The sequence below is a fragment of the Pseudomonas sp. R28(2017) genome (genome assembly GCF_002112505.1).
In the GTDB taxonomy this organism is placed as follows: Bacteria; Pseudomonadota; Gammaproteobacteria; order Pseudomonadales; family Pseudomonadaceae; genus Aquipseudomonas.
This window is the reverse complement of record NZ_NEHW01000015.1, coordinates 112441-123951: the sequence shown is the minus strand read 5'-3', so window position 1 is coordinate 123951 and position 11511 is coordinate 112441. Positions and strand designations below refer to the sequence as shown.

At 65.7% G+C, this 11511-nt stretch carries 11 protein-coding genes; 6 read left to right on the top strand and 5 right to left on the bottom strand.

Going from position 1 to position 11511, the window contains the following annotated elements; genetic code table 11:
• The 4 genes from CAF78_RS23355 to CAF78_RS23340 all read left to right on the top strand — a co-directional run.
• Positions 1 to 386, top strand: a 386-nt coding sequence (locus CAF78_RS23355; RefSeq protein ID WP_085679942.1) for an aromatic-ring-hydroxylating dioxygenase subunit beta, incomplete at its 5' end; no start/stop codon positions are given.
• 10 nt (positions 387 to 396) lie between these two features.
• The gene (locus CAF78_RS23350; protein ID WP_085679945.1) at positions 397 to 1128 is read left to right on the top strand and encodes an SDR family NAD(P)-dependent oxidoreductase; all 732 of its coding nucleotides are present in this window, start codon (positions 397 to 399) and stop codon (positions 1126 to 1128) included.
• 48 nt (positions 1129 to 1176) lie between these two features.
• Positions 1177 to 2136, top strand: a complete 960-nt coding sequence (locus CAF78_RS23345; protein WP_085679948.1) for a PDR/VanB family oxidoreductase — start codon at positions 1177 to 1179, stop codon at positions 2134 to 2136.
• A gap of 11 nt (positions 2137 to 2147) precedes the next feature.
• Positions 2148 to 2645, top strand: a complete 498-nt coding sequence (locus tag CAF78_RS23340) for a flavin reductase (protein ID WP_085679951.1) — start codon at positions 2148 to 2150, stop codon at positions 2643 to 2645.
• A gap of 29 nt (positions 2646 to 2674) precedes the next feature.
• Here CAF78_RS23340 and CAF78_RS23335 read toward each other — a convergent pair whose 3' ends face one another.
• Positions 2675 to 3154: a MarR family winged helix-turn-helix transcriptional regulator gene (locus CAF78_RS23335; protein ID WP_085679954.1), complete on the bottom strand. Its 480-nt coding sequence runs from the start codon at positions 3152 to 3154 to the stop codon at positions 2675 to 2677.
• 174 nt (positions 3155 to 3328) lie between these two features.
• Here CAF78_RS23335 and CAF78_RS23330 point away from each other — a divergent pair, with 174 nt between their 5' ends.
• Together CAF78_RS23330 and CAF78_RS23325 are read left to right on the top strand one after the other, a co-directional pair.
• A complete protein-coding gene (locus CAF78_RS23330) occupies positions 3329 to 4438 on the top strand; it encodes an amidase (RefSeq protein ID WP_085679957.1) in 1110 nt (369 codons plus the stop codon).
• Positions 4439 to 4445: 7 nt separating this feature from the next.
• Positions 4446 to 4958 carry a nuclear transport factor 2 family protein gene (locus CAF78_RS23325; protein ID WP_085679960.1) on the top strand — a complete coding sequence of 171 codons (513 nt, stop codon included), beginning with the start codon at positions 4446 to 4448 and terminating at the stop codon, positions 4956 to 4958.
• A gap of 104 nt (positions 4959 to 5062) precedes the next feature.
• Here the strand turns inward: CAF78_RS23325 and CAF78_RS23320 are convergent, their stop codons facing one another.
• From CAF78_RS23320 to CAF78_RS23305, 4 genes are all read right to left on the bottom strand, one after another.
• Positions 5063 to 6382, bottom strand: coding sequence for a hypothetical protein (locus CAF78_RS23320; RefSeq protein WP_085679963.1), 1320 nt, complete (start codon positions 6380 to 6382; stop codon positions 5063 to 5065).
• A gap of 195 nt (positions 6383 to 6577) precedes the next feature.
• Positions 6578 to 7492 carry a transcriptional regulator FeaR gene (feaR, locus tag CAF78_RS23315; RefSeq protein ID WP_085679966.1) on the bottom strand — a complete coding sequence of 305 codons (915 nt, stop codon included), beginning with the start codon at positions 7490 to 7492 and terminating at the stop codon, positions 6578 to 6580.
• A gap of 261 nt (positions 7493 to 7753) precedes the next feature.
• Positions 7754 to 9646, bottom strand: coding sequence for a penicillin-binding protein 2 (gene mrdA, locus CAF78_RS23310; RefSeq protein WP_085679969.1), 1893 nt, complete (start codon positions 9644 to 9646; stop codon positions 7754 to 7756).
• Between the two features lie 289 nt (positions 9647 to 9935).
• Positions 9936 to 11447, bottom strand: coding sequence for a nucleobase:cation symporter-2 family protein (locus CAF78_RS23305; RefSeq protein WP_085679972.1), 1512 nt, complete (start codon positions 11445 to 11447; stop codon positions 9936 to 9938).
• Positions 11448 to 11511 lie beyond the last annotated feature (64 nt).

Here is an 11511-nt window from a genome sequence, read left to right as displayed (position 1 = left end):
TGTGGACCGAGAAAGGCACCTACATCATCCCGATCAACCCGAAAGAGACCGACTACGAGAACACCCTGAACTACGCCTACGACGACCATCACATGCGTGGCCTTCGCGTGCAGCGGCTGATCGGTGGCGAGTCGATCTCGACCAGCCCGCAGCCACGCACCGTGCGCACGATCTCGCGCTTTCGGGTACTCGCCGATGACGGTGTGAACGTCACCGTGCGCTGCGCGCAGAACATCCGCGAGTTCCGCAAGGAAAGCCTCAAGCACTACAGCGCCGACCTGACCTACACCCTGGTCCGCGCCGTGGGCGGCTTCAGGATCCACCGCAAGGTGATCAGCCTGATCAACAGCGACGATGCCCTTGCTGGCATCGGCTACATCCTCTGAGGAGCGCGCCATGAATCAAGTCGCATTGGTAACTGGCGCCGGCCAGGGACTCGGCCAGCGCTTCTGCGCCCGGCTGCTTGCCGCAGGCTTCGACGTGGTGGTCTCGGACCGCGACCTGGCGCTGGCCCAGGCCACCGCCAAAACGCTGGGCGGGCGCACCCTGGCGGTCAAGCTCGACGTCAGCAACAAGGCCGACTTCGAGCAGGCCCTGGCCCAGGTGCTGGAGCACTTCGGCGCCCTGCACGCGGTGGTCAACAACGCCGCCGTCACCAAGACCACGCCGCTGATGCAGATCAGCCCCGAAGAGTTCGACGCCGTGGTCGGCCTCAACCTGCGCAGCGTGTTCCTCGGCTGCCAGGTGCTCGGCGCGCACCTGGCCGAAGCCGGCTACGGGCGGATCATCAACATGGCCTCGCTGGCCGGGCAGAACGGCGGCACCGCCACCGGTGCGCACTACGCGGCGAGCAAGGGCGCGATCGTCACCTTGACCAAGATCTTCGCCAAAGAGTTCGCCGGCCGCGGCGTCACCGTCAATGCCATCGCACCGGGCCCGATCGACTCGCCTGCGGTGCACGCCGCGGTGCCGGCCGAGCGTATGCAGGGGTTGCTGGCGAACATCCCGGTGCAGCGCCTGGGTGATGCCGATTTCCTTGGCGACCTGATCGTGCAACTGGCGCGGCCCGAGGCCTACTTCACCACCGGGGCGACCTGGGACGTGAACGGCGGCCTGTTCATGCGTTGATATTTTCCGGGGCGCCCACGCGCCCCTCTGTTAGGCGGGACACCGGCCATGAATGAACAACTGTTGAACGTAGTCGTGCGCAAGCGCGAGATCCAAGGGGCCGACGTGGTCGTGCTCGACCTGGGCCGGGCCGATGGCGCGGCGCTGCCGGCCTTCGAGGCGGGTGCGCATGTGGACATCCATGTCGCGCCGGGCCTGGTGCGCCAGTATTCGCTGTGCAGCGACCCGGCCGATGCCACGGTGTATCGCCTGGGCGTGTTGAAAGACCCGGCCTCCCGCGGTGGCTCGGCAAGCGTGCACGACACCCTGCTGGAAGGGCACGAGGTGCAGATCAGCACCCCGCGCAACCTGTTCCCGCTGGCGGCCGATGCGCGCCGCTCGATCCTGCTGGGTGGCGGCATCGGCATCACGCCGATGATTGCCATGGCCCATGCCCTGCACCAGCAGGGCGCCGAATTCGAACTGCATTACTGCGGGCGCTCGCGCAGCCGCAGCGCCTTCCTCGAGGCGCTGGCCAGCGCGCCGTTCGCCGCCCGGGTGGTCACCCACTTCGACGATGAAGAGGCCGCCCAGCGCCTGAACCTGGCGGCTGTGCTCGGCAGCGGCACGCCTGGCACCCACCTGTACACCTGCGGCCCGTCGGGCTTCATGGACTGGGTGATCGACGGCGCGCGCCAGCAGGGCTACAGCGAGGCGCACATCCACAAGGAATACTTCCAGGTCGAGGTCGACGCCAGCGGTGCCGGCTTCGAAGTGGTCGCCGCACGCAGCAACAAGACCGTGCAGGTCGCCGAGGGCCAGAGCATTCTCGACGCCCTGGCCCAGGTGGGCATCAAGATCGACATTTCGTGCGAGCAGGGCGTGTGTGGCACCTGCATGTGCGAAGTGCTCGAAGGCGAGCCGGACCACCGCGATGTGTACCTGACCGATGAAGAAAAAGCCGCGAACGACCAGATCCTGGTGTGCTGCTCGCGGGCCAAGTCGAACAAGCTGGTGCTGGATATCTGAGGAGCACGACCATGGTAGATGTATCGCAATTTCGCAATGCAATGGCGCTGCTCGGTGGCGCCGTATCGGTCATCACCACCGATGGCCCTGCCGGTCGTTTCGGCTTCACCGCTTCGGCGGTGTGCAGCGTGACCGACTCGCCGCCCACCTTGCTGGTGTGCATGAACCGCGCCTCGTACTCCAACGAGCAGTTCAAGGCCAACGGCGCGCTGTGCGTGAACGTGCTGGCCGGCACCCACCAGGAACTGTCGGGGGCGTTTGCCAACCGCAACCTGAACATGGACCAGCGTTTTGCCGTCACCGACTGGACGGTGCTGGAGAGTGGCGCGCCGGTGATGCAGGAAGCGCTGGTGAACTTCGATTGCCGGATTGCCCAGGTGCATGAGGTGGGCTCGCACAGCATCTTCTACTGCGAGATCCAGGACATCCGCCACGGCGGCGCCGATGACGGGCTGGTGTATTTCAACCGGGCCTACCACCGGGTGTGCGAGTCGTCGAAGGCTTGCTGAAAGCGGGGGCCGCACGGCGGCCCCGGTAGTCACAAGGTTTCGAGGTTGTGGAACACCACTTCCAGCATCTTGTTCAACCGCTGCACCTGCGCCTCGGTCAAGCCCTTGAAGCTGCGCTGGAACAACTCGCGGGTCACCTCCTGCATGCGTTCGATGTTCTGCAGGCCGACCTCGGTGATGCGCACCTGGGTCACGCGCCCGTCTTCGGGGCTGGGCGCGGTATCGACCAGGCCATCTTCCTTCATGCGGTAGACGATCTTGGTGATGGTCGACAGCTTGGCGATGGCGTGGGTGGAAATTTCGGAAATGCTCGATTCACCGTTCTCGTTGAGGATCCACAGCACGCGCCAGCGCGGCACGTCGAGGTCGACCTTCTTCAGCAGACGTTCCATGTTCTGGGTGTAGCGGCCGTGCACACGGGCCAGCCAGTAGAAGGGGAAATCTTCCTTGCGAAATTCATCGCTGGCCGGGTCGTGATGGCTGTGGCCTTTGTTTTTAGACGTGCTCATCGATTCACTACTTGTGCGGAAATAGTCGCGACATCATAGACCTTTCCGCGCATTTGACCACCGCAACTGCGCCAGTAATTACGGGAATGTTCAGTTGACATTTCCAGTAATTAGCACGCATGTTCTTGGCTGGGCCACGGTCCGGCATCCATTCTTGAGAAGGGCTCCACGAAAATGACAATCATAGTTGAAACCCTTGACCTGGGCGGCAGCGGCCCCCGGGTCGTGGTCAAGGACACCATTGACGTCGCCGGTACCGCGACCCGCGCCAGCAGCCAGGCGCTGGAGCACGCCCCGCTGGCCGAACGGCATGCCGAGGTGGTCAGCCAGTTGCTGGCCAACGGCGCGCGGCTGACCGGCAAGGTCAGCCTGCATGAGCTGGCGTTCGGCACCACCGGCATCAACCATTACACCGGCACGGCGGCGAACCCGCGCTTCCCCGGGCGCATTCCGGGTGGCTCTTCCAGCGGTTCGGCGGCGGCGGTGGCGGCGGGCCTGGCCGACTTCAGCCTGGGCACCGACACCGGGGGCTCGGTGCGGGTACCGGCGTGCTGCTGCGGCGTGTTCGGCCTCAAGCCGACCTTTGGCCGGGTCAGCCGCAAAGGCGTGATGCCGGCGCACACCAGCCTCGACTGCGTCGGCCCGTTCGCTGCGAGCCTGCCGATGCTGGTGCGGGCTATGTGCATGATCGACCCGACCTTCACCCCGGCGCAGGTCCCGGCCAAGGCCCGTATCGGCGTGCTGCGGGTCACTGCCGAGGCGGCGATCCACAAAGTGGTGCAGGGCGCCCTGACCGCCAGCGGGCTGCCACTGGGCAACGTCGAGCTCAAGCATTTTGGTGCGGCCTACGAGGCCGGCATGGTGGTGATCAACCGCGAGACCTTCGCGGGCTGTGGCCATTTGCTGGAAACCGGCAAGGTCGGTGCCGACATCGCCGGGCGCCTGGCGGCGGCGGGGCAGACCACCGACACGGCGCTGGCCGAAGCGGAAGAGGTGCGCCGGCGCTTCACCGCGGAAGTCGACCAGGCCCTGGCCAGCTACGATGTGCTGGCGCTGCCGACCATGCCGAACTTCCCGCTGCGCCTGGAAGATGCCGCGGACACACGAGCGGTGCTGGGCATGACTTCGCTGGTGCGGCCGTTCAACCTGTCCGGGCACCCGGCCTTGAGCATCCCGCTGGGCAGCGAGGCCGGCCTGCCGGTTGGCCTGCAACTGGTGGCGGCCAAGGGCGCCGACGAGAAGCTGCTGGCCGTGGCCGAGCGTTTGCTGCTGAACCTGTTCTGAGGTGGCGATGAACGATATCCATGAATTGCAGGCCCGCCTGCAACGCTTCGAAGACCAGCAGGCCATTCGCGTGTGCATCAACCGCTACATGGAATTGTGCGACCAGCTCGACGCCAGCACCCCGCTGGACGAGCTGGCCGGGCTGTTCACCCGTGAGGCCGTGTGGGAGGGCAAGGGGGCCAAGTACGCCGCGAGTTTCGGCGGCTACCGGGGGCGTGAGGCAATCGGTGCGATGTTCGCCACCTACATGAAGACCCCGGCGCACTTTGCCTTGAACGTGCACTTCCTGACCAGCGAGGTCATCGAGGTGGAAGGCGGGCAGGGGCTGGGGCGGTGGGTGATGCTGCAGACCAGCACCTTTGCCGACGGTGCCTCGCACCTGAACGCGGCGCGTTTGACGGTGCGGTTCGCGCAGGAGGAAGGGCAGTGGCGGATGGCGCATTTCCAGACCGAGAACCTGTTCAGCCGGCCGGTGACCGCCTGGAACAGTGAGGCGCCTTTGCCGGTGCCTGATCGATAATCGGGTTAGCCTCTTCGCGGGCACGCCCGCTCCCACAGGTATTGCACAAACTTCAAGCGCTGTGCGGTACCTGTGGGAGCGGGCGTGCCCGCGAAGAGGGCGACTCAGAAGGTACTGACGAACACCACCTGGCTGTACAGGTTGCGGTTGTCATTGCCCAGCTGCGTCCCGCCTTGCTCGGCACTGTGATCGGGCTGGTACAGGCCCACCAGCGGCACGATCATCAGGTGGTCGTTGATTGTCCACTCCGCATAAAGATCCACCTCATGCCCGTCGGCATTACCCAGGCTGCGGTCGATGGTGTCGAACTTGAAGCCCAGGATCCCGACGTTGAGCGATGGGGCAGGGCTCACCGTCAACCCTACTTTCTGGATCCGCGCATTGCTGTTGAACGGCCCGGCATAGTTGCCGGCCACTTCACCCTGGAACCAGGTGCCCAGGCCGCGGCTCAGGCCATAGAACAAGGTGTCATAGCCTTCGGAGAAACGGCTGTAGCGGTAGCTGACATTCGGTTGCCACGGCACGTCGGCGAAGGTCCAGCCGGCTTCCAGGTACCAGGCATCCTCGGTGGCGGTGTGCGGCTTGTCCTGCTTGGCGTACTCGCCGGACAGGAACAGGTTCTCCACCCCGGCATTGCCCTGGCCGCGCAGGCTGTAGGTCTTCATGCCGTCGCGTTCCAGCTGCTGCGGCGAGGCGAATGCCTTGTCGACGTGGGTGGTGTCGATGTAGGTCAGGCCGACCGTGCCGGCATCGGCCACGTGCTCCAGGGTGGCGACGTGCATTTCGGTCTTGGCCTGGGCGCGGTTGTCCGACTGCAGCCACATCAGGTCGCTGCGCCAGCCCTGCTTGCCGCCCAGGCGCAGCACGGCGGTCTTGTCGAAGCTCTTGCGCGCCGCCAGGTAGTAGGCGCCGCCGCGGTTGAACTGGCCGTCGGCCAGGCCATGGCCGATGTTCAGTGCGTCGCCCTGGATCAGGAAGCCGTCACCGACCGCGATCATCTGCTTGCCGAACGACAGGTCGATGCCATCCTCGCCGAGTGCGGGCACCAGGTTGCCCGACTTCCAGCCCAGGTAGGCATCCTCGATCTTGGTGGTGCGTTCGCTGCCGTCACTGAAGCCGGCGGCGTCGCCATCGCCCCAGGTGCCGGAGCTGAGCAGGGCGAAGGCGCCGTACAGCGAGCCACTGCCGCCCAGGCGCTGGTCGCCGCTCAGGCCGTACTTGATGTAGCCCTCGCGCCACGAGGTGGAGCCGGGCTGGTCGCGGGCGATGGCGTAGCTTTCTTCACTGTGGAACGCACCGAACACGGCCTCCACGTTGGCATTGAGGTGGCGCTCGTCATCGCCGTAGAGCTCCAGTGCGGACGCCTCAAGCGAGACCCCGGCGAGGACTGCGGCCAGGGTGAGACGGAACGGGCGGTGATGCATGGTCTGGCTTCCTTTGTTATGGGTTTGGCAGAAGTTCCGAAGACATGCCAACGATCATGCAGGAAGCCCCGGCGCCGGCTTTTGTGCTGGCTGCCAGTTGGTTTGGGTGCTGTGCCAAGGTGACGGCAGGGCCTGCCCTTTTGCGGACAAGTCGGCGCGCCGAACCGCCGCGAAGAGGCCGCTACAGGCGGCTTGTCAGTTGGCGTGGCGCCGGCGGTATTCGCCGGGGGTCATGCCGAAGCGGGCCTTGAACGCGGTGCTGAAATAGCTCGAGTCGGAAAAGCCCCAGGCGTAGCCCAGCGACGAAACCTTCTGGTCCATGGCCGGGTTGCGCAGGCTCTCGGCGCAGAAGTCCAGGCGGCGGTTGCGGATGTACTGGGCGATGACCAGCTCGTGCTTGGCGAAGATGCGGTACAGGCTGCGCATCGAAATGCCCACTTCGCGGGCGATGAACTCGGGGCTGAGGCCTTCGCAGGTGATGTTCTGGTCGATCAGCGCCAGGGCCTTGCGGAACATGCGTTCGTGGCTGCCGGGGATGGCGTCCTGGGCAATGGCCGGGCGCAGCAGGGTGATCAGGGCGTCGAGCACCGCCTGGCTCTCGTGGTTGGCCATGTGCTGGGTGCGGCCGGCTTCGAGCATCATCAGCCGGGCCATGCTGGCCAGCGGCGTGTTGGCCTCGATCCGCCTGGCACAGGCCACGCCGATGCCCCGGGTGCCGCTTTGCACCTGGCTGCGCGGCAGGATCAGCGACAGCTGGCGCGAGCGCTGGTGGAAGTGCATGTCCAGCGGGGTGCTGGCATCGATCAGGGTGAGGTCGCCGGCCTGCAGTTCGATGCGGGCATCCTGGTGCTCGATGCGCGAGGTGCCGGCCATCTGCAGCACGGCGTAGTAGTGGTCGGCACTGCTGGCACGGATTTCCCGCGGGCCGCGGAACAGGTTGACCTGGGTCATGTCGACGATACTCATGGAGATCTGGCCTGCCTGGCACTTTTCCAGCTGGCCGACGAAGCCGGCGTCGAGCTTGCGGCCGTTGAAATGGCCGCAGGCTTCATTGACCTGGCTCAGCCAGGCCTGGAAGTGGTCGTCGGAAACACGGCTTGCAGGGGTCATGGATGCCTCGCACGGTAGGGCTTGACGCGATCGCTCGGGCGACCTCTTGGTCTATGGGGTATGCCTTGAAAATCACTTGAATATTCAAGCAAAAAGCAGGCCTGAAGACCGCCGTAGCTGTGCTGCTTGCAAGGCAAGGCTTTGATTTCAATGAGGTAATGGGTGCGTCTGGGAGGCTTTGAACCGAACGGGCAGGCATGCAGCCCCCGTTCGGCGCTTCGAAATGTAGCAATTTGAGACAGCAGTGTTTCCGCCAGCCGCTCAGGTGTGCGGCACAGCCTTGGCTGCGGGCGTGCCGGCATATTGAGGCTTGAGGTGGCCCTGCTCATCGAGCAGATAGGCATCCATGACTTCGCGTACCACCGGCCCGGCAACGCGCCCGCCGGCCTCGCCGTTCTCGATCATCACCGCCACCACCACGCTGGGGTGGTCGGCCGGGGCGAAACCGACGAACAGGGCGTTGTCGCGGTGCCGCTCCAGGGTCTTGTTGCGGTTGTAGCGCTCACCCTGCTTGATCGCCACCACCTGCGCCGTGCCGCTCTTGCCGGCGATGCGGTACTGGGCGCCGGCGGCCGCGGCGCGGGCGATGCCGCGCGGGTCGTGCATGACCATCTGCATGCCGACGTTGACCTGGTCCCAGGCGTGCTTGTCGTGCAGCACGATGTCGGGCATCGGGTTGGGGTCGACCGGCGCCTCGCCACCCACGGTCATGGCCAGGTGCGGGCGGTGCCACACGCCCTTGCTCGCCAGCAGGCTGGTGGCCTGGGCCAGCTGCAGCGGGGTGACCTGCATGTAGCCCTGGCCGATGCCGAGGATCAGCGTCTCGCCCGGGAACCAGGCCTGGCGCCGGGTGGCGCGCTTCCATGCCTGCGAAGGCATCAGCCCGGGGGCTTCCTCGAACATGTCCAGCGAGACCTTCTGGCCCAGGCCGAACTCGGCCATGTAGTCGTGCAGGCGGTCGATGCCGAGCTTGTGCGCCAGGTCGTAGAAGTAGGTGTCGTTGGAACGCATGATGGCGGTGTACATGTCTACCCAGCCATCGCCACTGTGGTTCCAGTTGCGGTACTTGTGGTCGTAGTTGGGCAGCTCGTAGTAGCCCGGGTCGAACACCCGGCTGCCGGGGGTGATCACGCCGCTGTCGAGGCCGGCGATGGCCACTTCGGGTTTGACCGTCGAGCCGGGTGCATACAGGCCGCGCAGCACACGGTTGAACAGCGGCCGGTCGATCGAGTCGCGCAGGGCGGCGTACTGCTTGAAGCTGATGCCCTTGACGAACAGGTTGGGGTCGAAGCTTGGGTTGCTGACCATCGCCAGCACGTCGCCGTTGGCCGGGTCGAGTACCACCACGGCGCCACGACGGTCGCCCAGGGCCTTTTCGGCGGCCACCTGCAGGTGCGAGTCGAGGCTGAGGATGATGTCCTTGCCGGGGATCGGGTCCTTGTGGTTGAGCACGCGCATCACCCGGCCCTGAGCGTTGGTTTCCACTTCCTCGTAGCCCACGTGGCCGTGCAGCTGGGCTTCGTAGAAGTGCTCGATGCCGGTCTTGCCGATGGACTGGGTACCACGGTACTCGGTGCTGTCGAGGGTCTTGGCTTCTTTTTCGTTGATGCGCCCGACGTAGCCCACCGAATGGGCGAAGTGTTCGGCCAGCGGGTATTCGCGGATGAACTGGGGTTCGACGTCCAGGCCTGGCAGGCGGAACTGGTTGACCGCGATCAGGGCGATCTGCTCTTCCGTCAGGCCGACCATCAGGGTCACTGGCTCGAACGGTTTGCGGCCGCGGCGCAGGTCCTTGTCGAACTGCTTGCGGTCGTCCTCGCCGAGGCCGAGGATTTCGGCCAGGCTGTCGAGCACCTTGGCCGAGTCACCGGCGCGCTCGCGGGTCATGGTCAGGTCGAAGCTGGGCTTGTTGTCGGCCAGCACCACGCCGTTGCGATCGTAGATCAACCCGCGCTCAGGGGCGATGGGCAGGATGTGCACGCGGTTGTTTTCCGACACCGCGCTCTGCTGGTCGTGTTGCAGCACCTGCAGCACGTAGAGCCGGCCCACCAGGACGGCGCACAGGCTGAACACCAGGGCGGCGCAGGCCAGGAGCCGGCGGTTGACCAGGTGTTTTTCCTTTTCGTGGTCCTTGAGGGGGATCGGTTGCGGCATGGGGGCTCTGTGCAGTAGCGGATTCGGCAGGCGAGGGCTTCGCCCTCGTTCGCGGGCAAGCCCGCTCCCACAGGTACCGCGCAAGCTCAAGATCGGCGCAGTAGCTGTGGGAGCGGGCTTGCCCGCGAATGGGCCGCCCAGCGGCCCCGGGGCCGGCGATGCTACGCAACCCGGCCCCGCGCCTCAAGGCAAGCGCGACCCGGTCACCGCCCCGGATCGCGCATCCCGCCCACCATCAGGGCGTTAACGCGAACATGAAGATTTGTTCATCAGGTTTCAGGTTTGCCTGTCAGTGCGCGTGTTCGGCCTGTTTCCTGGCCGGCGCCGAGGCATGCCCATGGGCCTCATCCACTTCGATGATCGGCACTTCCTTGCCCTCACAGTCGAACAGCTTGCCATCGCGGAAGAAGTCGCCTTCATTGAGCCAGGCCACGTCATGGTAACGCAGGGTCCGCTCGCTGGCGGCGACGAACACCGACTGCTGGTCGGAGTTGCCGGCGCGCAGGTGGTTGAACAACAGGTTGAGCAGGATCGCCATGATCGCCGACGAGCTGATGCCGGAGTGGAAGATGGTCTCGAACCAGCTCGGGAAGTGGTGGTAGAAGCCCGGTGCGGCGATCGGGATCATGCCGAAACCGATCGAGGTGGCGACGATGATCAGGTTCATGTTGTTGCGGTAGTCCACCTGGGCCAGGGTACGGATGCCGCTGGCCGCGACGGTGCCGAACAGCACCACGCCGGCGCCGCCGAGCACGGCGGTCGGCACGGCGGCCACCAGCCGGCCCATCACCGGCAACAGGCCGAGGGTGACCAGGATCAGGCCGGCGCTGGCCACCACATAACGGCTCTTGACCCCGGTCACGGCCACCAGGCCGACGTTCTGCGCGAAGGCGCTCTGGGTGAACGAGCCGAACAGTGGCGCCAGGGCGCTGGAGATCATGTCGGCGCGCAGGCCGTTGCCCAGGCGCCGGGCATTGACGTCGGTGCCGATGATCTCGCCCACGGCGAGGATGTCCGCCGAGGTTTCGACCATGGTCACCACGATGACGATCAGCATCGACAGAATCGCCGCCAGCTGGAACTCGGGAGTGAAGTGCAGCACTTCGGGCAGTGCCACCGAAGGGCCGTCGAGCGCGCGGGAGAAATCGGCCATGCCGAACGCCATGGCCACCAGGGTGCCGATGACCATCGCCAGCAGGATCGACAGGCGCGACAGGCTGGCGCTGCCCAGCTTGCTCAGTAACAGCACGCAGGCCAGGGTGAACGCGGCCAGGCTGATGTTGGCGGTGCTGCCGAAATCGGCCGCCTGGCTGTTGCCGCCCATGGCCCAGCGCGCCGCCACCGGCATCAGGGTCAGGCCGATGGTGGTGATGACGATGCCCGTCACCAGCGGCGGGAAGAACTGGATGATGCGCGAGAACAGCGGGGTGATCAGCAGGCCGACCAGCGACGAGACGATCACGGCGCCGAACACCACCTGCAGGCCGTTGGTGCCGTCATTGCCGATGATCGCAACCATGGTCGCCACGCTGGCGAAGGACACCCCCTGGACCAGCGGCAGGCGGCAGCCGAAGAACGGGATGCCGAGGGTCTGCAGCAAGGTCGCCAGGCCCCCGGCGAACAGCGAGGCGGCGATCAGCATGCCGACATCGGCCGGCGACAGGCCAGCCGCCTGGCCGATGATCAGCGGCACGGCGATCATGCCGCCGTACATGGTCAGCACATGCTGCAGGCCATAGGCGAAGTTGGCGCCAATGCCGAGGTTCTCGTCTTCCGGACGAGGTGTAGCGGGAGAAGTCATGGTGAGTAGCTCGCTTTTGTTTTTGTTACGCGTCTAACTGCACGGATTCAGTCGCATTTCGGTG